At 59.9% G+C, this 21,282-nt stretch carries 20 protein-coding genes; 12 read left to right on the forward strand and 8 right to left on the reverse strand.

Annotation, left to right across the window (positions count from 1 at the left end):
* Nucleotides 1-85 precede the first annotated feature (85 nt).
* From proB to rplU, 4 genes are all read right to left on the reverse strand, one after another.
* Nucleotides 86-1,207 (reverse strand): glutamate 5-kinase, encoded by a 1,122-nt coding sequence (proB, locus tag H8K11_08235; protein ID MCS6263733.1) that lies wholly within the window; start codon nucleotides 1,205-1,207, stop codon nucleotides 86-88.
* Nucleotides 1,189-2,220: a GTPase ObgE gene (gene obgE / locus H8K11_08240; protein MCS6263734.1), complete on the reverse strand. Its 1,032-nt coding sequence runs from the start codon at nucleotides 2,218-2,220 to the stop codon at nucleotides 1,189-1,191. Before obgE ends, proB begins: the two co-directional genes overlap by 19 nt.
* 124 nt (nucleotides 2,221-2,344) lie before the next feature.
* The gene (gene rpmA / locus H8K11_08245; protein MCS6263735.1) at nucleotides 2,345-2,608 is read right to left on the reverse strand and encodes a 50S ribosomal protein L27; all 264 of its coding nucleotides are present in this window, start codon (nucleotides 2,606-2,608) and stop codon (nucleotides 2,345-2,347) included.
* Between the two features lie 21 nt (nucleotides 2,609-2,629).
* Nucleotides 2,630-2,944: a 50S ribosomal protein L21 gene (gene rplU, locus H8K11_08250; protein ID MCS6263736.1), complete on the reverse strand. Its 315-nt coding sequence runs from the start codon at nucleotides 2,942-2,944 to the stop codon at nucleotides 2,630-2,632.
* 199 nt (nucleotides 2,945-3,143) lie between these two features.
* Here rplU and H8K11_08255 point away from each other — a divergent pair, with 199 nt between their 5' ends.
* A complete protein-coding gene (locus H8K11_08255) occupies nucleotides 3,144-4,058 on the forward strand; it encodes a branched-chain amino acid transaminase (protein ID MCS6263737.1) in 915 nt (304 codons plus the stop codon).
* Between the two features lie 138 nt (nucleotides 4,059-4,196).
* Here the strand turns inward: H8K11_08255 and secG are convergent, their stop codons facing one another.
* From secG to gap, 4 genes are all read right to left on the reverse strand, one after another.
* Entirely contained in the window at nucleotides 4,197-4,550 is a 354-nt protein-coding gene (gene secG, locus H8K11_08260) for a preprotein translocase subunit SecG (protein ID MCS6263738.1), read from the reverse strand.
* Between the two features lie 9 nt (nucleotides 4,551-4,559).
* Nucleotides 4,560-5,339, reverse strand: a complete 780-nt coding sequence (locus tag H8K11_08265) for a triose-phosphate isomerase (GenBank protein MCS6263739.1) — start codon at nucleotides 5,337-5,339, stop codon at nucleotides 4,560-4,562.
* 39 nt (nucleotides 5,340-5,378) lie between these two features.
* Entirely contained in the window at nucleotides 5,379-6,572 is a 1,194-nt protein-coding gene (locus H8K11_08270; GenBank protein ID MCS6263740.1) for a phosphoglycerate kinase, read from the reverse strand.
* 103 nt (nucleotides 6,573-6,675) lie between these two features.
* On the reverse strand, nucleotides 6,676-7,683 hold the full coding sequence (gene gap, locus H8K11_08275; protein MCS6263741.1) for a type I glyceraldehyde-3-phosphate dehydrogenase: 1,008 nt from the start codon (nucleotides 7,681-7,683) through the stop codon (nucleotides 6,676-6,678).
* A gap of 220 nt (nucleotides 7,684-7,903) precedes the next feature.
* Between gap and H8K11_08280 the strand changes: the two genes are divergently transcribed.
* The 11 genes from H8K11_08280 (at nucleotide 7,904) to H8K11_08330 (ending at nucleotide 21,280) form a co-directional block, all read left to right on the forward strand.
* Complete coding sequence (locus tag H8K11_08280; GenBank protein ID MCS6263742.1) at nucleotides 7,904-10,336, forward strand: endonuclease MutS2; 2,433 nt, start codon at nucleotides 7,904-7,906, stop codon at nucleotides 10,334-10,336.
* A 190-nt stretch (nucleotides 10,337-10,526) separates the two neighbouring features.
* A complete protein-coding gene (locus H8K11_08285; GenBank protein MCS6263743.1) occupies nucleotides 10,527-12,833 on the forward strand; it encodes a PAS domain S-box protein in 2,307 nt (768 codons plus the stop codon).
* Nucleotides 12,815-13,459, forward strand: a complete 645-nt coding sequence (locus tag H8K11_08290) for a response regulator transcription factor (GenBank protein MCS6263744.1) — start codon at nucleotides 12,815-12,817, stop codon at nucleotides 13,457-13,459. Before H8K11_08285 ends, H8K11_08290 begins: the two co-directional genes overlap by 19 nt.
* Nucleotides 13,460-13,614: 155 nt before the next feature.
* The gene (locus H8K11_08295; GenBank protein ID MCS6263745.1) at nucleotides 13,615-13,944 is read left to right on the forward strand and encodes a hypothetical protein; all 330 of its coding nucleotides are present in this window, start codon (nucleotides 13,615-13,617) and stop codon (nucleotides 13,942-13,944) included.
* 36 nt (nucleotides 13,945-13,980) lie between these two features.
* Nucleotides 13,981-14,379 carry a hypothetical protein gene (locus H8K11_08300; protein MCS6263746.1) on the forward strand — a complete coding sequence of 133 codons (399 nt, stop codon included), beginning with the start codon at nucleotides 13,981-13,983 and terminating at the stop codon, nucleotides 14,377-14,379.
* Between the two features lie 40 nt (nucleotides 14,380-14,419).
* Nucleotides 14,420-14,929, forward strand: coding sequence for a hypothetical protein (locus H8K11_08305; protein ID MCS6263747.1), 510 nt, complete (start codon nucleotides 14,420-14,422; stop codon nucleotides 14,927-14,929).
* Between the two features lie 143 nt (nucleotides 14,930-15,072).
* On the forward strand, nucleotides 15,073-15,855 hold the full coding sequence (locus H8K11_08310; protein ID MCS6263748.1) for a DUF3365 domain-containing protein: 783 nt from the start codon (nucleotides 15,073-15,075) through the stop codon (nucleotides 15,853-15,855).
* A complete protein-coding gene (locus H8K11_08315) occupies nucleotides 15,852-17,465 on the forward strand; it encodes an SUMF1/EgtB/PvdO family nonheme iron enzyme (GenBank protein MCS6263749.1) in 1,614 nt (537 codons plus the stop codon). The genes H8K11_08310 and H8K11_08315 overlap by 4 nt, the downstream gene beginning before the upstream one ends.
* Nucleotides 17,466-17,746: 281 nt before the next feature.
* Entirely contained in the window at nucleotides 17,747-19,885 is a 2,139-nt protein-coding gene (locus H8K11_08320; GenBank protein MCS6263750.1) for an adenylate/guanylate cyclase domain-containing protein, read from the forward strand.
* Nucleotides 19,886-19,911: 26 nt separating this feature from the next.
* Nucleotides 19,912-20,424: an SH3 domain-containing protein gene (locus H8K11_08325; protein MCS6263751.1), complete on the forward strand. Its 513-nt coding sequence runs from the start codon at nucleotides 19,912-19,914 to the stop codon at nucleotides 20,422-20,424.
* Nucleotides 20,414-21,280, forward strand: a complete 867-nt coding sequence (locus H8K11_08330) for a M48 family metalloprotease (protein MCS6263752.1) — start codon at nucleotides 20,414-20,416, stop codon at nucleotides 21,278-21,280. Before H8K11_08325 ends, H8K11_08330 begins: the two co-directional genes overlap by 11 nt.
* Nucleotides 21,281-21,282 lie beyond the last annotated feature (2 nt).

The raw sequence follows: 21,282 nt of genomic DNA on the forward strand, positions 1-21,282 counted from the left end.
CGTCTGACGGTGTGCGGCGGACCGGTATTCAGATGGGGTGTTAGTGAAATTACGCCCCAATCATGTATGGGTGGTCGTCAGCCGGCTAGAGGATCACCAGGTTGTCGCGGTGAATGACCTCTTCATACTCCTGAAGACCGGGGATTTTTTGGATGTCGGCCGTCTTGAGCCCCTTGATTCGAGCCAGGATTTCCGAGGAGAAGTTGACGAGGCCCTTGGCGCATTCTTTCCCGTCAGGACCGGCGCAGGTCACCGGGTCGCCGGCCTCGAAATGACCGGTAATGTCGAGGATGCCCGATGCCAGGAGGCTTTTGCCGTTCCGTACCAGCGCCTCGACGGCGCCTTGATCCAGCTGCACATGGCCGCGGGGGCGCAGAGTAAACGCGATCCAGTGTTTGCGACTGTTCATGCGTCGTTCACGGGCGAGAAACAGGCTGCCGCCGGGTTGCCCGGACAGCACGTCCGGAAGGAGTCTTGTCCGAGTTCCATTGAGAATCAGGGTGGCGACGCCGTATTCCCCCACCTTTTTGGCTGCGCGTACTTTAGTGGCCATGCCGCCGGTGCCTTCGAAGGTGGACGACATGCCGGCCCGTTGTTCGATGTCTTCCGTAATCTCGGGGATCAGCGGAATCAAGGCGGCCGTCGGATCCTTCCGTGGGTCCACGGTGAAGAGCCCGTCGACGTCCGAGAGAATGATCAGCAAATCCGCATCCACAAGGTGGGCGACTTGCGCCGCCAGGGTATCGTTGTCCCCCACGCGAATTTCCTCGACCGCGACGGTATCGTTCTCGTTGATGATCGGAATCACCCCGAACTTGATCAGGGTTGTCAGGGTGTGCCGGGCGTTGAGAAACCGTCGCCGATCGGCGAGGTCTTCATGGGTCAGTAGCACCTGGGCGACGCGGAGCGTGAGGCGTTCGAAGGCCTTCTCGTAGGCCCACATGAGGAGGCTTTGGCCGACCGCAGCAGCGGCCTGTTTGAGCGGCAGGCTTTTCGGGTATTCGCGCAGCCCGAGCTTCTTGATGCCGGACACGACCGCACCGGACGAGACGACCAGAACCTCGCGTCCCTGCGCCCGGACCTCGGCGATTTCGCCGGCAAGGCGCTCGATGCGCTCGGCGCTCAGGCCCGATTCACGCGAGGCGACCAGGCTGCTCCCGATCTTGATGACGACGCGCTTGGCTTGTCTTAGGAGTTCGTCTCGCACGGAGTTTTCCGAAGCAGTTCCACTTGCTGGCCCATGTAGCGTATGCACTCGTCCAGTCCTTCTCGCGTGGCGGCCGAAATCGCAAAAAATGGAATCTTGCGTCGCTGACAGTACTTCCGGAGCCGTTCGAGCCGCTCACCTTCTCCCTTGACGTCGAGTTTCGTGCCCACTACGGCAAAGGGGCGCGCCGTCAGCGCGTCATCGTAGGCGGTCAGTTCGTGGCGCATGATTTCCAGGCTCGAGACCGGGTCCTCGGTGGCCCATTCTGAAATGTCGATCACATGGAGTAGCAGGCTGGTTCGCTCGATGTGGCGCAGAAACTGAAATCCCAGCCCCTTGCCTTCATGTGCCCCTTCGATCAATCCTGGAATATCGGCGATGACAAAGGTCTGCTCGCCGGTCCACCGTACCACGCCCAGGTTGGGCGTCAGGGTGGTGAAGGGGTAATCGGCAATTTTGGGGCGAGCGGCGGACACGGCGGCGATGAGTGTCGATTTTCCGGCGTTCGGATAGCCGACTAATCCGACATCGGCCAGGAGCTTGAGATCGAGTCGAAGTAATCGTTCTTCGCCGGGAGTGCCCGGCTCGAATTGTGTCGGCACCCGGTTGGTTGAGGTGGCAAACTGGGTGTTGCCTCGGCCTCCCTGGCCACCCTTGGCAATGACGTGGCTTTCGCCGTCTTTGGTGAGATCGGCCAGCAGTTCCTGGGTGTTCTCGTCGAACACCATGGTGCCGACCGGGACGGGAATGCGCACGTCGGCGCCCCGGCGTCCGTGGCAGTTGCTGCCTCCTCCGGTCTCGCCTTTTTCGGCCTCGTAATGTTTTTGGTAACGAAGATCCAGCAGGGTGCTGAGGCGAGTGGTGGCTTCGACCACGACGCTGCCGCCGTGACCACCGTCACCGCCGTCAGGGCCGCCGCGAGGGACAAACTTTTCCCGTCGAAAGCTGCAGGCGCCGTTGCCGCCGTGACCGGCCTTCACCAGGATTTGGACTTGATCGACAAAGGTAGACATGACAGCGATCCCCGAGCCGGCGTGGTTAGTTAGAAACAGCAGTATAGCGTATTCGCCGGCTCATGGGGGATGCTGTAACGAAGGGCACCTGTTCCGTAGGAACAAAGGTATGGACTGAGGAGGGTCAGGCCTTCGCTGTGACGGGATAGACGCTGACCTTCTGACGGCCGCGGCCACCTTCGAACTTCACGACACCGGACACATAGGCATAGAGGGTGTGATCCCGGCCCAAACCGACGTTGAGGCCCGGGAAAAACTTCGTTCCCCGCTGGCGCACAATGATGGAGCCTGCCTTGATCGTCTCTCCGCCATAGGCCTTGACACCGAGGTATTGTGGGTTACTGTCACGGCCGTTCCTTGTCGAACCGCCGCCTTTGTTTGTTGCCATGGCAAACTCCCCTTCGAGTCGTTACTTCGTTTCGATCCCAGTGACCCGCAGCTGCGTAAAGCCCTGCCGGTGGCCTCTGGTACGGCGATAATTCTTGCGACGGTGTTTCTTGAAGACCGTAATGGATCTGGTGCGACCCTGGCGGATGATTTCCGCTGTGACGGTCGCTCCCGCTACCACCGGCTGGCCGACTACCAGTCCGCCCTCGCCGTGCAGCAGCTTGACCTTGTCGATCTGCACAGAGTGCCCGACATCACCAGGAAGTGACTCCACTTGGAGTACGGTTCCGGTTTCCACTCGATACTGTTTTCCGCCTGTCTCGATAATAGCGTACATGTGCGTCTTTCTCCTCGTCAGCAGAACGTGGGTGTTTATCATAGCGGCGGAGAAGGTGTCAAGAATTAGTGCGTCCGTGTACGAAGCTGGCTGGATGTTCGACTGTTTGAAGGATGCGGGAGCGGCGAACACTCGGCAGCGAAATGTCTGCGCGCGGTTGTCTTGACGGTCGTCGCGGGGCGCTGGTATTATCCCGCGCATGTTACAAACTAGCGAAAAAATATGGATGGATGGGAAGTTTGTGGCCTGGGCTGATGCGCAGGTTCATGTGCTCACGCATTCGCTTCACTACGGGTTGGCAGCTTTTGAGGGCATTCGCTGCTACAAGGGGAAGAGCGGGTCAGCTATTTTCAGGCTACCTGAGCACGTGGATCGTCTCTTTGAGTCCGCCCATATCGGCTTGATTGAAATGCCTTTCGATCGAAAACAAATCACGGAAGCGATAGTCGAGACCGTCCGAGTCAATCGGCTGGAGGCTTGTTACATTCGTCCGTTAGTGTATATCGGGTACGGTGCCATGGGGCTGTATCCGGCGGAGAATCCCATCAAGGTGAGTATCGCGGCCTGGAAATGGGGGACCTATCTGGGCGATGAGGCCTTGTCCAAGGGGATTCGAGCCAGAGTGTCATCCTTTACGCGTCACCATGTGAATGTCTCCATGACGCGCGGCAAAATCTCCGGCTATTACGTCAACTCCATTCTCGCCAAGCGGGAAGTGAAGGCTGATGGCTATGACGAAGCGATCATGCTGGATCCTGAGGGGTATGTTGCCGAGGGTACGGGAGAAAATGTGTTCATCGTGCGACGTGGCGTCTTGAAAACCACTCCATTGACCTCCATTCTCGAGGGAATTACGCGCAACTCCATCATCCAGTTGGCGAAGGAGCGTAATATCCCAGTGGTCGAGGAGCGCTTTACGCGCGATGAAATGTATGTGGCGGAAGAAGTCTTTGTCACCGGGACTGCGGCAGAACTCACCCCTGTGACGGAAATCGATCAGCGGCGCATCGGCAGCGGAAAGCCAGGGCCGGTCACGCAAACATTACAAAAAGCTTTTTTTGATGTGGTGGGCGGGACTGATTCCGCTCATCGGCAGTGGCTGACTCCCGTCTAGCAGTCTCATCGATCACATTCCCCCACGAGATATTTCAGCAGCATGCGAGTTCGCTACAGCCTGTGGCTGTGGCGAACAGGATTTCGTCACGTGTTCGGTTGATGCCTGTGGTGCCGTAAGAGCTGCGAGGCGAGGAAGCTAGTGCGAACCCTCGCCGGATGAATGGGATTCAGCGGCAGGGGTTGTTGTGGTTTCTGCCGGCGTGGAACTTGGCGTTGTAGCGGCCGGTTTCTTATTCAGGTCGATGACTGTGGAGGAGAAATTCCGGTCCTTCGCGATGATGGCCAACGACAATGAGGTGAACATGAAGACAAATGCGGTGATAACGGTGAACTTGCTCAGGAAGTTAGCCGGCCCCCGGCTTCCGAATACGGTTTGGCTGGAGCCACCGAATGCCGCACCGATTTCAGCGCCCTTACCGGATTGCAGCAGAATGGCTCCAATCATGAGCAGGCAGACGATGACATGAATGATGATGAGCAGTGTATACATGTTGAGTCTTTAGGCCGTGGTGGGTTTGGACCCGATTGCGACTTTGGCGAGTGTAGCAAAAGAGACCGGGTCTAAACAAGCCCCGCCGACCAGTGCGCCGTCGATTTCTTCGGATGCTAGAAAATCGGCGATATTATGCGGTGTGACGCTCCCTCCGTACAGAATGCGGACGGTGTTTCCTATGTCCGTTCCGCCCAGCTCGTTGAGGGTCTTGCGGACGAGTTGGTGGACTGGGACCGCCTGTTCCGGTGACGCAGCCCGTCCGGTTCCAATGGCCCACACTGGCTCATAGGCAATCGTCACGGTTGAAAGCGTTTGTGACTCGATCCCGGCAAGTCCGGCACGTAGCTGTCGTTGAATGACGAGGTCGGTCTGCTCTGAATCACGATCCTGGAGTGTTTCTCCCACGCACAGAATCGGTTGAAGGCCATGCCGGAGGGCGGCCAGAACCTTTTTATTCGTCCAGCTGTCCTGGTCTCCGAAATACTGTCGCCGCTCCGAATGGCCGACGAGGACAAACTGGCACCCAATCTCTTTCAGCATAGCCCCGGACACTTCGCCGGTGAATGCTCCCTTATCTTCCCAATAGAGATTTTGCGCGCCGAGGAGAAAGGACGAGGCAGGGCCTAGCGCCTCGCGTACGGCGTGAAGCGCCGTAAACGGCGGTGTCAGGCCGACCTGGATGCCGGCATGGTGGGTCAGTTCCTCCGACAGACGATGAACGAATGCCCCGGCTTCGGAGGCAGTCTTATTCATTTTCCAGTTACCGACGATGAAGCGAGTTCTCACGGAGCCTCTATTGCGGAAAGGAGCCGGTGGACGATGTCGTTATGCCGGACGGTTGGGAAGGGCTGCGAGTCCCGGAAGCGTTTTCCCCTCGAGTAATTCCAGCGCCGCTCCACCGCCGGTTGAAATGAACGAGATACTTTCGGATTCTCCGGCCCGATGGATTGCGAGGGCGGTTTCGCCTCCCCCGACGATGGTCAAGGCGTAGGCATTGGCGACGGAATGGGCCATCGCAAGGGTCCCTCTGGCAAAGGCATCGATTTCGAACATGCCCATGGGACCGTTCCAGAGAATGGTCTTGGCATCCTGAACCGCCTCTGAGAAGAGTTTGACCGAGGCGGGGCCGATATCCAGTCCGTACCAGCCTTTTGGAATTTCCTGAACCGGAACGATCTTGGTTTCGGCCCCCGGTTCGCGGCTGGCCGCGACAACACAGTCCACCGGGAGATAGAATTTGACGCCGCTTGAAAAGGCATGGTCCTGCACGCCCTTGGCGAAGTCGAGCATGTCGTTTTCAACCAGCGATTGGCCGATCTCCAGCCCCATGGCTTTGAGGAAGGTAAAAGCCATACCGCCGCCGATGATGACTTTGTCGACTTTCTTCCCGAGGTTCTCGATCACGCCGATTTTCCCGGACACCTTGGCTCCGCCGAGAATTGCGACGAAGGGTCGAACCGGATTTTCTACGGCGCCTTCGAGATATTCGATTTCTTTCTTGAGCAGATACCCGGCAGCGGCTTCAGGAATGTATTTCGTGATGCCGACGGTGGAGGCATGGGCCCGGTGGGCGGCACCGAACGCGTCATTGATGTACACATCGGCGAGGGATGCCAAGGCCTTGGAAAACCCGTCGTCATTCTTCTCTTCTTCCGGATGGAAACGGAGATTTTCCAACAGCATGACGTCGCCGGGCTGCATCTTGGCGACGAGACCTTCGACAGCCGCTCCGATGCAGTCCGGGGCGAAAATCACTTCTTTGCCGAGCAGGCGTTGAAGGCGTTTTGCGACGGGGGCCAGACTGAATTTCGGATCGAACCTGCCCTTTGGCCGGCCGAGGTGGGAGCAGAGGATGACCTTGGCTCCCTCATCAACGGCACGATTGATGGTGGGAAGGGTGGATCGAATTCTGGTGTCGTCGGTTATCTGCAATGAATCATCGAGCGGAACGTTGTAGTCGGCGCGAATGATCACGCGTTTCCCACGAAGCTGGACATCTTCGATGATTCGTTTGCGAATATTCATGACAGACCTTCACTCCTCCTCTGGTGTGTGCAGCCCAGGACGATGGTAGCGTTGATTTGTGCGGCACGTCAGAAAAGCGCGTTGTGCAGGAGTCGGATCACGCCCCCTTGGCGACGATGTATTTGATCAGGTCCCGCACGCGGCAGGAATAGCCCCACTCGTTGTCGTACCAGGCGGTGACCTTGACGAGTCGTTTGTCGATCACTGCGGTCAACGGGGCATCGACAATCGCGGAGTGTGGATCGTCCTTGAGATCGATCGAGACGATCGGAGCATCCGAATAAGCCAGCACATTTTTCATCGGACCTTCGGCGGCTTTCTTGAACGCGGCGTTCACGGCCGCCACATCGCAATCCTGTTCGGTTTCGACCGTGAGGTCGACCAGGGAAACATTGGGGGTGGGAACCCGGATGGCCAGTCCATCCAATTTCCCCTTCAGTTGCGGGATGACCAGGTGAAGCGCCTTGGCCGCACCGGTGCTGGTCGGAATCATCGACATGCCGGCCGCCCGCGCACGGCGGAGGTCCTTGTGGGGAAGATCGAGCAGCTGTTGGTCGTTCGTGTAGGAGTGAATCGTCGTCATGACACCGTGCTTGACGCCGAAATTTTCCAGCAAGACTTTGGCCACCGGAGCCAGACAGTTGGTGGTACAGGATGCGTTGGAAACGATGTGGTGCGCCTTGGCATCGAACACTTGTTCGTTCACGCCGAGGACCACGGTGGCGTCAGGATCCTTGGCAGGGGCTGAAATGATGACGGTTTTTGCTCCGGCCGAGAGGTGTTTTCCCGCTCCTTCACGGTCGGTAAAATGTCCCGTCGATTCCACGACGATCTCAACGCCCAGGGCCTTCCAAGGAAGTTCCTTGGGATCGCGGACGGCTAAAACCTTGATGGCCTTCCCGTCAATAATGAGCTGGTCGTCTTTGGCCTCCACGGAGGCGTCGAGCGTGCCATGGACCGAGTCGTACTTGAGCAAATAGGCCAATGTTTTCGCATCGGTGAGGTCATTGATGGCGACAAATTCCAGGCTGGGGTCTCCCAGGGAGGCACGAAGCACGTTGCGGCCGATGCGTCCGAATCCATTGATACCGATGCGTGTGGTCATGGGGCTAAATCCTCAAGAATTAAACGGGTGGAATTGAGTGAGTCTGGGGCGATAGTACTGACCGACTTTCTGCGTGTCAAGCATACAAAAAGAGGAAAACGACTGTGGTGATTGGGGAATGGGTGATTGCCTTGCAAATGGTTTGAGCTCTCCTTGCCTGTGCCTGGATGGTCGGGTAGAGTCTGTTTTTTCGTCACCATCAACCGGTAATCGGGGTGCGATGCAATCAGAAACCTTACAGTCCGAATCGTGCCGCGTGCTGGAATGGGCCACGCTGCTGGACTCCCTGGCCTCCTATGCCCAGTCTGCAATCGGGACTGAGCGGTGTCGATCGCTGGTCCTGGAAACCGACCTGACCGAGGCCCAGACGCGCCAGCAGGAAACGTCGGATATGCTTCGATTGAGGTCCGGGGTCGATCCCTTTCCGGTCCTCCGATTTCCCGATGTGGCGGAGTGGCTAGGCCGGGTTGCCAAGGGCGCTTGTCTTGAGGCGCATGAGCTGCGGGACATCGCGCTGGTCTTGGTGTTGGTCGATGACGTGCAACGGTATCTCCTGCGTCATCAGGCCGATGCCCCGGCCGTGGGTGCGCTGGCGGTGCAGCTTGGACCGGTCGAGGAGTATCGCGGGCTGAGCAGGGCATTACAGGCCGCCATCGATCCCGGCGGATCGATGCGTGAATCGGCCAGCCCCGAGCTGCACAGGTTGATGCAGCGCGCCAACGACCTGAAGCAGCAGATGCGGCATCGCCTCGATCAGATTCTGCACTCGCGCCGGTATGAGGAGGTGCTGCAGGAACACTATTTTGCGCAACGGGAAGGGCGCTACGTGGTCCCGATCAAGGCCGAGATGCAGGGACGGATTCCCGGCATTGTGCATGACGTCTCGTCGAGCGGAGCGACGGTATTTCTGGAGCCTCGCGAGTTGGTGGATCTCAACAACTCCATCAAAGTCGTAGATCTGGATGTGGAACGTGAGGTGCGGAGAATTCTGCGGGAACTGTCGGCGATGGTGGCGCCTCATCAGCCGGCGCTCGCTGGCAGTGTGGCGGTGCTCGGCGAGCTCGATGCCATTTCAGCGAAGGCGGGGCTGAGCCAGCGGCTGCAGGCCGTTCCGCCGCGTCTCAATGATCAGGGGCGCATCCTACTCAACCGCGCACGGCATCCGTTCCTGGTCCTGACCAAAGAGCAGGTCGTGCCGAATGACCTGGTGTTCGATGAATCTGTGCGAGTCCTCATCATTTCCGGACCCAATACCGGCGGGAAAACCGTGACCCTGAAGCTGCTGGGATTGTTCGCATTGATGGCGCGCTGCGGTCTGCATCTTCCCTGTGCGTCCGAGTCGGAGATGGCGATTTTCCCTTCGGTCTATGCGGACATCGGCGATGCACAGGATCTGGCGCGGGATCTGTCCAGCTTTTCTGCCCATATCACGCAGATGGTGCAATTGCTGAAGGAAGTCTCCGAAGCGACCGCCCCCGGCACTTCGCCCCCGCCGATACATCCAGGACGGGCATTGGTACTGCTCGACGAGCCGGTCACGTCGACCGATCCGGCTGAAGGCGCGGCATTGGCGAGCGCGCTGCTGTGCCGGCTGGCGGCAGCGGGCGTGAAGGTGGTGGCTACCACACACTACAGCTTGTTGAAAGGGTTGGCGCAAGAGACGCCGGGTTTCGCCAATGCGAGTGTGGAGTTCAACATCGACACACTCTCCCCCACCTATCGGCTGATCCTTGGGCAGCCGGGAGGGTCGGCGGCCATCGAAATTGCCGGACGTCTCGGGATGGATGAGTCGTTATTGAAGGATGCCCGTGCCCGGCTGCAGGGCGATAATCAGCTCCTGGAGACCTTGCTGAATGATTTGCAGGACAAACAGCGGCGTATGAGCGAGGACCTCGCTGCCGCAACGGCAGCCAGGCAGGCTGCCGAGCAGGCGGCGCGCGAGTCTCAGGAACTGCTGGCCTTCCTGCAGGAGTCGGAGCGGGACGAGCGACAGGGATTGAAGAAAAAGCTGTCCCAGGAGTTTCAACGCGCCCGGGCTGCGGTCCAAGCCACGCTCGACGACCTGAAGCGCGACCAAAAGTTGCTCAAGGCCAAGGAAACCAAAGTCCGGCTCATCGAACTGGAGCAAGCTGTCAGCCGTGAAGTGGGAGCGGCGCAGGAGCCGATTCCCGTGGATCAGCTGTCGGTGGGAGATGCGGTGGAGGTGGTCGGGTTGGGCATGACGGGAACCTTGCTCGAAAGCCCGCAGGGAAAAAAACGTGTGCGCCTGAAAGTCGGGGAAGGCGAAATTTTAGCGAACGTGGGAAGTCTGGTCGGCCTCGCACGACCCCCTCAGCCCGCTCGAAGCGAGCCTCGTAAGACGACGACGGTGACGTCCAGGCGAACCAGTCAGCCCCTGGCCCCCGAGGATATTCAGGAGACGTTGGATGTGCGAGGCCAGGCCGCGGACGACGCACTGGATATCGTGGTGGCCGGGCTCGATCGGGCCATCTTCGGCGGGAGTCCGTTTGTGCGCATCATTCATGGACACGGGACCGGCCGACTGAGGGCTGTACTACGTGACTATCTGAAGGCGTCTCCCTACGTCGTGACCTTTCGCCCCGGTGATCGCGCAGAGGGAGGCGATGGTGTCACGATTGTCGAGTTGCGATGACCGTGCATTGTGAGGCCTATGTTCGGCAACCGAAATTTTGTATGCTGAAGGGGTGGCGAGTGTACGCCCGACAGCAGTGGAGTGTGACATGACGTAACCGATGTGCGGTCCGGCCGGCATTCCCTCTCGGCAGAACTCGCTGCCTGGTCCAAGGAGCCGGTCGAGTCGCTCCCTCCAATGGCCTGCCGCCATGCGTCAGCGGGTCAGTCTCCAGAGTTTGATTACCCTCTCTGTGCTGTCGATCGGGATTCTTTCCGGCACAGTCGGCCTCGTGTATGCCTACTGGCATGCCAAGCAGTCACTTCACACCACAGTCGGCATTACCTTCCAGGAAATAGCCCGCCAGAGCGCGGACAAAGCGGCCCTGTTGCTTGCCAAGGAACTCGAGTGGATGCAACGGCTCAGTGCCCTTCCTGAGATTCGAGCATCCGTGGAAGGGGCGTCCCCTGCGAAGCAGCCTACGCTGCAGTTCGAGCAGTGGCGAGAGGAGCAGCATCGTTATTTTCACTCGCTGGTGATTGTCCGGTGGGATGGCCAATTGGTCGGAGGCCGGCAGAGCGAATCCGCACGGACTTTTTATGCGCAGCAACCATGGTGGCCGGTTGTGTTCTCGGCTCAACGCGCCTGGGCCGGTCCGCTGACTGTTGACGACAATGGCCGAGGTTTTTGGGAAGTCGCAGTGCCGATCGGCGGAGAGGGGCAGCCGGTGCGAGGGGCCCTGAAGGCCGTGATCGGGACGGACCGTATCCTGTCCTCGATTGTGGGAAGCCGCATCGGCCGGACAGGACACATGATGCTGCTGGCCGAGGACGGTGTGGTGCTTGCCTGTTCCATGCTGGCCCCCAATCTTCACGCAACCCTTCGGACACAGTCTACGCAGGCAGCAGCGGACGCTCCCGCCGCTCGATGGCTTCAGTTGGAGGAGGATACGCATGGCGGGCACCAGAGCATCATCGGTCTGGCCCGGGTCGTCCTGCCGGCGCAGATCGAGCAGGCCCGTGGCTGGTACATCCTGATGCAGCAGGATCCGTCGGAGACGTTCGAGCCGTTGCTGGCCCTCATGGGGAAACTGGGGGCGTTCTGGGTCGGAGCCGTCGTGTTCATCGTGTGGCTGCGCTGGCGGCTGGCTCGGCGCATCGTGCGTCCCCTCGGCGATTTGATTCAGCGGGTCAATGTCTTCGGCGGCGCATGGCCGTCGGAACCGCTGCCGTCTCAGGCCTTCTCCCTGCCCAGCGGCATTGTCGAGATCGATGCGCTGGCCTCGAGTTTCGACGACCTCGCGCAACGATTGGAACAGGCCTCCCGAGTGAAGGCGCAGTACGTCCGCCGGTTGGAACAGGTGAATCTTGATCTCGCCACGTCGGAAGAGCATTACCGGCTCCTGTGGAACCATTCGGTCGATACCAAAATTCTGATCGATCCGGTCGGTTCCATTCTGGACATCAATCGGCGAGGGGAGGTCACACTCGGGCGGGGGGTCTCGACCCTCGCCCGGCGTCCGTTCACGGACCTCGTCGCTGAGTCAGAGCGGCCTCGACTGCTGGAGCAGTTGGAGTCAGTAATTCGGATCGGGGCGGACCTGTCGGGTGGGGCGATGCACGTTCCGACACCCACCGGTGACCTGACGATGGATGTGGATTGGGTGCCGGTCAAGAAAGCGGGCCGCATTGAATCGATCATGATCCAACTCCGCGACCTCACCGAACAGAAGGCGCTTGAGCGTCAAGTCGTTCGGTCCGAGCGGCTGGCCTCGTTGAGCCAGTTTGCCTCGATGTTTGCCCACGACATCAGGAATCCGCTGGCCGGGATCAAGAAGACGCTGGAGTGGCTTGGAGGCTGTCCCGAGATGGGGCGGGATCCGCCGCGTCGCTGTCTGGAGGACCTGCGCTTCACTACGGATCTCCTGCTGGGCATGATCAACGACATGTTGGATGTCTATCAGGAGAACTATTCGGGACTGCCGTTGAGTACGTCGCCGGTGTCGCCAAGTCTGTTGATGCACGAAGTGTTACGACTGTTTCGTTCCGAGGCCGAGGCGCAAGAGGTGCGATTCAACGTCCAGGTTCCCTCGGAGGCGGTGTGGATCATGGGGGACGGTCGGCGCTTGCAACGGGTGCTGATCAATTTGATCCACAACGCGCTGAAGTATTCGCCGGCAAGGGGCGCCATCATGATTACCGTGCAGGTGAACGGGGGACAGGTCTCACAGAGAGAAACTGTCGACGAGCCGGATGCAAGTTCGACCGTGACTATTCAGATCCAGGATGAGGGGCCTGGAATTGCGCCGGAGGACCTGCCGCATCTCTTCGAGATGTTTTTCAGGAAAAAGGACGGGCAGGATTACCGGATCGGACGCGGCCTGGGGCTGCACTTCTGCCGGTTGGTGGTGGATGCCCATGGCGGACAGATCACGGCGGCAAATCGTCCCGAAGGCGGCGCGGTCTTTACGGTCGCGTTGCCGGTCAGGCAGGAGCAGGTATGCCCATCACCATCGTGATTGCCGAAGATCAACGGTTGTTCCGGCAGAGCTTGCGCCTGCTGCTGGAACATGAGCGGGATCTCGTTGTGGTCGGGGAAGCGATGGATGGCCGGCAGGCGTTTGATCTCGCGGTGGCACACAAGCCGGGCATCGTTCTGATGGATGTGGATATGCCCAGGTTGGACGGCATCACGGCCACGCGATTGATCCGCAGCTGCGTGCCGGACAGCAAGGTGCTGATGCTGTCGGTACATGACGACGATGCCCGGATCGTGGCCGCCGTGCAAGCGGGCGCCTGTGGGTACATTCTCAAGGACGCCGACCACCAGGAGTTTCTGCGCATCATTCGCGCTACGTTCGAGGGCGACGTGGTGCGATCTCCCTTTATGCCCGACGGCTTCGCCAAGAAGGCGATGGCCCTGGTGAACAAACAGGGCGAATCGGAGGGCAGCGGGTTGTCGCTCCTTACGGAGCGCGAGCATGAAATTCTCGCCTGCGCCGCTGCCGGGCGGAGCAACAAAGAAATCGCCGATCAACTGTGCGTATCCCTCGATACCGTCAAGACCCATCTGCACCATATTTATCAGAAGCTCCGGGTGAGCGGCCGGGTTGAAGCCGTGCTCACCTATCTGCAGAGCCGCTAGATCCCCGTTCATTCCCTCCACGTCCTCACTCGAAGGGTGGAGGGAAAATCCACCCTCCAGGCAATAGGCCCCGTGTCCCGCTTCCAGTACTGTTCTAGGTGCTGCCGCAGAGTGCCTGTGCAATGCGGTCATCCTTCATGGAGGAGGGAGACATCATGGAAACGGGATCACGTATCAAGTTTGTGTGGGTCATTGTCGTCGGGTTGGGCCTGGCCTTGTCCACTGCGTCCGGGGGACAGGCGCAAGTGATCCATCCCGACCAAATTATCGGTATTCCCTCCCCGCAAACGGAGATGGGTTTCGGGGAGAGTCCGACATCCTCCGAGCCGTCGGCAAACGACATGGAGAAGGGGTTTGATCGTCAAATGATGGTTCCGGAGAGCGGTGCATCCGGCAGCATGGACATGAACAAGCTGAAGACGCCGGACGCTACCGATGCGGAGAACGCGCGCGAGTCGGACCGCCAATCGTCGGTCTCCTTCTGATCCTGGTGGGATCGTGTCATTGAGAGGAGGCGCACCATGAGCATGCAACAGAGAGGCTATCGATTCTGTGCCTTGTCTATCGGGTTGTGCCTGGGTGTGGTGGTGTGTGCGGCTGCCGCTTTTGCGCAGCAATCGGCATGGGTCGATGAAATCAATAACTCCCTCAACTTCTACAAGACCAGTTATCCCGGTTCGAATTGGGAACCCTACAGCCAGCGGCTGCAGACCGTGAAAGAGGCGGTGGATCGCGCGGATACCCGGACGGTCAAGTCAGAAATGGGCAAGTGGTTCAAGATGCTCAGGGCCCGTGAGCAGGGCATCCACGATGTCGCTGCCGACGAGTTGTTCAACTTTGCGTTGATGGTCACGCCGATCCTGGAATACGGCATCACGGTTCCACCGGCCCCCGGCGGAGGCACCGAGCCGGGTTATTGAGTCGATGCCTGGATGTGAGTCGGTGCGAAAGGAGGCCGTTATGAGGTGGAACGCGTGTCTAGCCGTTGCTGCGATCGGGGTCTTCTTCCCGGTGGCGTCAGGATGGGCTGATTCGACCGACAGCCTCCTGATGGGTGTGCGTTCGGCGGTGAACGGGCATATCGTCAAAATCGAGAGCGGGCTCTTGTTTGTCAAAACTCCCTATGGGCTGCAATTCCGGACGATCAGTCCGAACAAGGCCGATCGGGTGGGGCTGCACAATGCTCGGCCCGGCGATGAAGTGTGGTTACTGATCGATTCAGGGAACGTGTTGCTGGACGCGGCCAGGTCGGGTGGTGAACATTTTGCCAATCACAAGGTCGTGGCCGGTCGGATCCACTATGCGGACCCCTTCTGGGGAGAGATTCAGATCTCCACGCCTGAGGGATTCGAGCGGTTCGAGGTCGATGCGCTGGCGGGAAGCAAGCTGTCGGTATTTCAAGAGGGGATGCCGGTGACGATCGAGTTGGACTCCGACAACGTGATGATCGACATACAGTCTGATCGGTAGTATGACAGGTCGCACCTGTCGTCGCCTTGACTTCATTGTGAGAGGCTCGTACGATTTTTAGCAATGCGCGCTCCTGCCAGGCAATCGCGAGCAGGAGCGCGCGGTTCCCGCAGTCCGCAACGCGAACGCACCAGAGGCGGCTCATGCGACGTCTGCCGTGGATGCTGGCGTGCCTGGTAGCAGCAGGGTGGTTTTTGGCCTTGCCGTCTGCCCGGGGGCTTGAGTCCTCCTCCGACCGGTCGACTATTCCCTTCCACACCATCCTCGAACTGGAGCAGACGGCTCGTCTGCTGGCCATCCTGCTCGACTCCGGCCGCGCAGTCGTGAATGACAATCAAACTTTACTAGATGACCCGAACAAGGCACACAAAGGCTTCACGCCGGAGGCTTTTGAAGGACAGCTACGCGATATGTTCCGTGGCCGAGCCGGCATCAATCTGGATGAGTTGGATGGGAGCGCCTTATCCTCCCGGAGCCGTCGTCTGCTTCAGGAGCTGGTGTCGGTGAGCAAGCAGGTGATCGCGGATGCTCAAGCGGAACTCAATCGGCAGGGGGCCGGGTTCAAGGGGTTTATTCCGGCCGTGTTCGGAGCGCGCGTATCCACGCGCTTCACCGCAGTGACGGGGGTGCGACTCAAACAGACGGCCTTGGATCCCCGGAATCCCGCCAATCGGCCTGACTCGTACGAACGGGTCGCACTGGAAGCGTTTGCGGACTCCGCCTACCCTCGTGAAAAAGTCATCAGTGAAATGGCTGCCAACAGTTCGTCGCTCCGCCTGATGTTTCCTCTCTATGCGACGAGACAGTGCCTTGATTGCCATGGCGGTCCGAAGGGGGGACTCGATCGCACGGGCTATCCGAGGGAAGGCCTCACCTTGGGGCAAAACGCCGGGGCCATTAGCGTGCTGTTGCCGGTCGGAAAATGAAGATCTACCTGGTCCTGCTTGTCCTGTTGTTCGCGCTCGTCGAAAGTGGACGGGCGAACGAGCGTCCGCCGTTGCCGGTAGAAAAGCCGGCCGGCAGCGGCGTCATTGTTCATCGTGATGGGTATGTCCTCACGGCCCACCATGTCGTCGCCAATGCGAAGCGGATCACGATCGTGACGTCCGGGGAATTTCGGGCGCCCGCCGTGCTGGTGAGCGTGGACGCGGAACACGATCTCGCCTTGCTCAAGGTGGAGACGGTGGGGCTCTCCGAAGCACTCCTTGGGTATGCCGGCGCTGTGAAGCTGGACCAAGAGGTCATTGCCGTCGGGTTTCAGTTCGGCTTGCGTGAAATCACCATCACCCGTGGCCACGTGGCTGCCGTCAGGACCAAGGGCGTGCAGCGGGTCTTTCAGGTCGATGCCGCGGTGAATCCCGGTAACAGCGGAGGCCCGGTGTTCAACCGGAAGGGCGAAGTCGTGGGCATCCTCACCACGAAGTTTACCCATCCGTCCGGGATCGTGCCGGAAGGGATGGCCTTTGCCGTGCCGATCAGTTATGCCACGCCCTTGTTAGCCAACATCCCGGATTTCGATTTCTCCGCCATCGGCAGGGGGCGGAGGGAGTCACCCAAGGGAAAGGGCAACGGTGATCTGGTCATGGAACTCACGCGGACCTCCGTGCGCATCGAAACCCTGCGCATGTCCGAGGGGCCGGCCACGGTCATGCAACCTGCGCCGATGCCTCCGTCTTCTGACGGCCGGCGCAGTGCGCAGCCGTCTGTCACCCATGTGCCGGTGCCGTCCGCTCGCGTCCATGAACCGGTTCCCCTGGCCGGAGACGAATCTATTGATCGCGTGAATGCTCAACTGCTGGCAAGCCAGCAGGAAGAACTCAAGCGACTTGTCGATCAAGGCCTGACACCTCCCGGCGAGATGGTGTTGATTCCCGCCGGCGAGTTCCTCATGGGCATGGAGGATGGTTTGCCCGATGCCCGTCCGATCCATCGGTTGTCTATGAGTGCCTATTGGATCGACCGGCATGGAGTGACGAACGGGCAGTACCGGGCCTGTGTGGAGGGGGGGGCCTGTCTGATTCCGAAAGTGCGCGATGCCTTCGACGATCCGCAGCGAGCCCAATTCCCGGTGACCAATGTCACCTGGTCCCAAGCCCGGGCCTATTGTCAGTGGGTCGGTAAACGATTGCCGACGGAGGCGGAATGGGAAAAGGCGGCGCGGGGAATCGACGGCCGGCGCTATCCCTGGGGCAACAGCGACGAGGTGATTCAGAAAAGCCGGGTCAAGCTGACGGACGGGAATTCCGCCAATGGCGTCGATCCGTTGGGCCTGCCCTCGGTCTCCGCGTCACCCTACGGCGTGCTCGGCATGATCGGGATGGTGTCGGAATGGGTGAAGGACTGGTATGCGGAGGATTTTTACCGCACCTCGCCGGCCCGGGATCCGCAAGGGCCGCTGCGCGGGACGTTTCGTGTCTTGCGAGGCGGCAGTTGGATGGAGCGGCCCCTCGAGTTGCGCGCCAGCTACCGGGCCTGGGACGAGATGACGTACTGGGGGCCGACGTTAGGATTTCGTTGCGCGACCGACGTCCCCTAACCCGGAAGATTCCTGACTGCCTGCTCCGCCGTCCGATCCTCTTGCCCGGCGGGGCTTTTCTCGCTCGGCCTCCTCGACGGACTCCAAGTACGCCTGCGTCGGCCTCACTTGCGAGAAGCCCCGGCGGGCTTCGGTCTCGAACGTCTCGCGACGGCCCTCAGGAATCTCATCCGGGCCAGCCGGGTGCTGAAAAAGGCCCCCTCTAGCCCCCTTTCCCTCCGGTTCATTCTCACGTACGATAGCCCGATGGTCGGCGCGCTTTTGATCGTGCAATCGCCTTCATGACCTCCACTCCCTTTCGAAAGAAAATCCTGTCGGCGGTCGCAGTGGGCCTGACGGTGTTCGCCCTCGTGGCCGGGCTCAGTACCTCCCGCTGGTTCGAGGTCGCAGAACTCAAGGCGCTGGATCATTTGGTCCGACGCTACGCGGATCCTGCCAAAGCCGATTCGAATCTTGTGTTACTCGCCATCGATGAATCGAGCCTCGAGGCATTCGGGCGCTGGCCCTGGCCTCGCGATCGGTTCGGCTACGTCGTGCGGTATCTCAAACAAGCGGGCGCCAGAGCCGTCGTGTTCGATGTGATGTTCTTCGAGGCGGACGAGAATGCGGAAGAATTCGACCAGTCGTTTGCCGATGATTTGAAGGCGGCAGGCAACGTGTTCCTGCCGATGCTGTTCCAGGCTGAGCCCGCTGCCATTCCGCCTGAGGCGCAGCCTCGCGCCACGCTCACGGTGGAGTCGTCTGGTGCGGGGCCCGCGCCGGATACTTATGCCGGAGTGAAACTGCCGATTCCGGTGCTGGCACAACAGGCACGCGGGCTGGGTGTCATCAATCTGTCTGCCGACGCCGACGGCCCGACAAGGCGGGTGCCTTTGCTGGGGCAAGTCAACGGCAAGGTCGTGCCGCATCTCTCGGTAGCGGTCGCGCAATACCTGCTCGGCGCCGACCGGCTCTCGATGCGTGACGGGCGTCTGCAGATCGGCGCCCACCACGTTCCATTGGAGACCGACGGCAGCCTGTTGATTGACTGGCATGGATCCCTGGAGCAGACCTACCATGCGAAGAGGTATTCCATCGGACGGGTGTTGCAAGCCTTCGCGCAGCAGGCGAAAGGCGAACGGCCGTCGCTGGATCCGACGCTGTTCAAGGACAAGGTGGTGTTTATCGCCGGTACAGCGGCGGGGCTCTACGATCTTCGTGTCACGCCGTTCTCTGCTGCCACGCCGGGCGTGCTCATTCATATGGCGGCGTTGGACAATCTCCTGCACGGGCAAGGTTTACAAGCCGCTCCGAGGTGGTTCTCGCTGACGACCATCCTGCTGCTCTGTCTGGCTTCTGCCGGTACCTTCATGTTGTTCCGTTCCTACCCGGTCAAGTTTGGCGTCACGATCGGACTGGCGGTGGCCTACTATGGATTAGTCGTGCATGCGTTTGCCGGGCACGAGTGGTGGCTGGAGCTGGTGTTTCCGGAAGCGGCGCTGGCGTTGACATTCGGCACGGCCGCGACCGTCGAATATGTGACCGAAGGCAAGCAGCGCCGTCTCATGCGCGCGGCCTTCGACAAGTACATGTCGTCCGAGGTGGTCGAGGAGATCATGCGGAATCCCGAGGCCATCAAGCTTGGCGGGGAGAAAAAAGAAATCACGATCTTTTTTTCCGACATCGCAGGCTTTACGACAATCTCGGAAAAGATGTCTCCCGAAGACCTCGTGACGTTGCTCAATCGCTATCTGTCGGCGATGACGACCATCATCAAGACCACCCATCGTGGCAATGTGAACAAGTATCTCGGCGACGGGATCATGGCATTGTTCGGCGCGCCGCTGGACGACCCGAAGCATGCCTCGCTGGCCTGTTACGCTGCGCTGGACTGTCAGGTCGAGTTGGCCCGTCTCAGGGAAGTGTGGAAGCGGGAGGGGCTTCCGGAGATCGGCGCCAGGATCGGCCTCAATTCGGGCCCCTGCATCGTGGGCAACATGGGGTCCGAAGAACGAATGGAATATACGGTGACCGGCGATAGTGTGAACCTGGCTTCTCGTCTGGAGGGGGCCAGCAAGTATTACGACACGCTGATTCTGATCGGCCAGCGGACGGCCGAACTGGCGAAGAACGACATTGAAGTGCGGGAGATCGATCTGCTACGAGTGAAAGGGAAAAAAGAGCCGGTCGTCGTGTTCGAACTGTTGGCCCGCAAGGGGCAGCTGGATGACAAGAAGCGGCGCGTGATCGCAGTGTATCTGGAAGGACTGACGGCCTATAAGATGCGGAATTTTTCAACCGCTTGTGCCAGGTTTTCAGAAGCCGTTGCGCTGGATCCGTCGGATGGGCCTTCGCGGGTCTACCTGGAACGATCCACGAATTATCGACAGATGCCCCCGCCTGGAGAGTGGGACGGCGTCTATGAAATGACCTCAAAATAAGTGGCAGTGCCGAGGGGGAGGAAGCTGTGACAGCACCACGATCGTTTTGGATTCCGCTCATCGCCCTGTGGATCGGTCTGTTCGCCTGGGGGACGGAAGCCTGGGCCGAAACCGTCTACGTGCAAGCCAAGACGGCTCAACTGCGCGCAGGAAAAACCTCGCTGGATGCCGTGGTCGGGAATGTAAAGTTCGGCGAGTCGCTGGAGGTGGTCGGTCGAGATGGAAGCTGGATGGAGGTCAAAACTTCAGCCGGCGCACGGGGATGGATCTTCGCCAACAAAACGTCCACATCGAAACCGTCAGGGAGCAACGACACCTTGGCGCGGCTGGGTCAGAGTATGCGGGGCGGAGACGCATCCGCGACCACCGCGTCGGCGGGAGCCAGAGGGCTGGACAAGGCGTCCGAGGGGTATGCCAACCGTGCCGGCGTGTCCGCGCGGGATCGGGAGGTAGTGGATCGCATGACGGCCTATCAAATCCCCGACCAGGACGTCGAAGAGTTCATGCGGGAAGGAGGCCTGGGCGAATATGCAAAATAACAGGATCTGGACGGCGAGCCTGATGGCGCTCTCGATGGCGGTGGCTGGTTGTGCGGAAGTGCAGCGGGCTGCCGAGGATGTCGCGCGACAATCCGGCAATCCCCGATTGGCCGGCGCAATCCATGGCGCAGGCAATGTCGTCGGCAGTCTGTTTCCCATCGGTTACGAGGAAGAGTCGTCGATCGGGCAGGCGATAGCCCTGCAAGTCGTGGCGCGATACGGCGGTGTCGTGGATCAGCCTGAGTTAGTCCGTTATGTGAACCTGGTGGGGAGGGCGGTGGCCAACACATCCGACCGGCCCGATATCCCATATCGGGTCGCCATTCTGGATCACGAGTCGATCAATGCGTTTGCCGCGCCTGCCGGGTATATTTTTGTGACGCGGGGTCTGCTCAAGCAAATTAAGAATGAAGCGGAACTCGCCGCCGTTCTGGGGCATGAAATTGCGCACGTGAGCGAAAAGCATATTCTTGACGTGATTCAACGCAGCAAGCGCCTGGCCGGGGTCACCGAAGCCGGCCTCTCCTATGCGACGAGTAATCCGGCTGCGTTCAAGGGCGTCATCGACGGCGCCGTCAAGAAGCTGCTCGATGAAGGGCTGGATCAGGAGAAAGAAACCGACGCCGATACGGTCGGTGAAGTGTTCGCCGCGCGGGTCGGATACGATGCGGAGGCCTATGTGGGCCTCCTGACGCGGTTGCGCGATCTCAAGGGCGATGACCGTGCGCTGTTTAAGACCCATCCCAACTTTTCCGCGCGGATCGAGGCCGTGCAGAAGACCATTCGCACCAAGCATCTTGCCTCCAACGGCCTGGTGTTGCAGGAACGGTTTGCCCGCATGATCAAGCGTGTCTAGCA

It is taken from the genome of Nitrospira sp. (assembly GCA_024998565.1).
In the GTDB taxonomy this organism is placed as follows: Bacteria; Nitrospirota; Nitrospiria; order Nitrospirales; family Nitrospiraceae; genus Nitrospira_A.

Excerpts from the sequence above, each read along its gene's own strand:
- H8K11_08305 (MCS6263747.1), top strand. The coding sequence starts at position 14,420 with ATGAGGTGGAACGCGTGTCTAGCCGTTGCTGCGATCGGGGTCTTCTTC.
- gap (MCS6263741.1), bottom strand. The coding sequence starts at position 7,683 with ATGACCACACGCATCGGTATCAATGGATTCGGACGCATCGGCCGCAAC.
- H8K11_08290 (MCS6263744.1), top strand. The coding sequence starts at position 12,815 with ATGCCCATCACCATCGTGATTGCCGAAGATCAACGGTTGTTCCGGCAG.
- H8K11_08320 (MCS6263750.1), top strand. The coding sequence starts at position 17,747 with ATGACCTCCACTCCCTTTCGAAAGAAAATCCTGTCGGCGGTCGCAGTG.
- H8K11_08310 (MCS6263748.1), top strand. The coding sequence starts at position 15,073 with ATGCGACGTCTGCCGTGGATGCTGGCGTGCCTGGTAGCAGCAGGGTGG.
- H8K11_08300 (MCS6263746.1), top strand. The coding sequence starts at position 13,981 with ATGAGCATGCAACAGAGAGGCTATCGATTCTGTGCCTTGTCTATCGGG.
- H8K11_08280 (MCS6263742.1), top strand. The coding sequence starts at position 7,904 with ATGCAATCAGAAACCTTACAGTCCGAATCGTGCCGCGTGCTGGAATGG.
- rpmA (MCS6263735.1), bottom strand. The coding sequence starts at position 2,608 with ATGGCAACAAACAAAGGCGGCGGTTCGACAAGGAACGGCCGTGACAGT.
- obgE (MCS6263734.1), bottom strand. The coding sequence starts at position 2,220 with ATGTCTACCTTTGTCGATCAAGTCCAAATCCTGGTGAAGGCCGGTCAC.
- H8K11_08295 (MCS6263745.1), top strand. The coding sequence starts at position 13,615 with ATGGAAACGGGATCACGTATCAAGTTTGTGTGGGTCATTGTCGTCGGG.
- H8K11_08255 (MCS6263737.1), top strand. The coding sequence starts at position 3,144 with ATGTTACAAACTAGCGAAAAAATATGGATGGATGGGAAGTTTGTGGCC.
- H8K11_08330 (MCS6263752.1), top strand. The coding sequence starts at position 20,414 with ATGCAAAATAACAGGATCTGGACGGCGAGCCTGATGGCGCTCTCGATG.
- H8K11_08285 (MCS6263743.1), top strand. The coding sequence starts at position 10,527 with ATGCGTCAGCGGGTCAGTCTCCAGAGTTTGATTACCCTCTCTGTGCTG.
- rplU (MCS6263736.1), bottom strand. The coding sequence starts at position 2,944 with ATGTACGCTATTATCGAGACAGGCGGAAAACAGTATCGAGTGGAAACC.
- H8K11_08315 (MCS6263749.1), top strand. The coding sequence starts at position 15,852 with ATGAAGATCTACCTGGTCCTGCTTGTCCTGTTGTTCGCGCTCGTCGAA.
- secG (MCS6263738.1), bottom strand. The coding sequence starts at position 4,550 with ATGTATACACTGCTCATCATCATTCATGTCATCGTCTGCCTGCTCATG.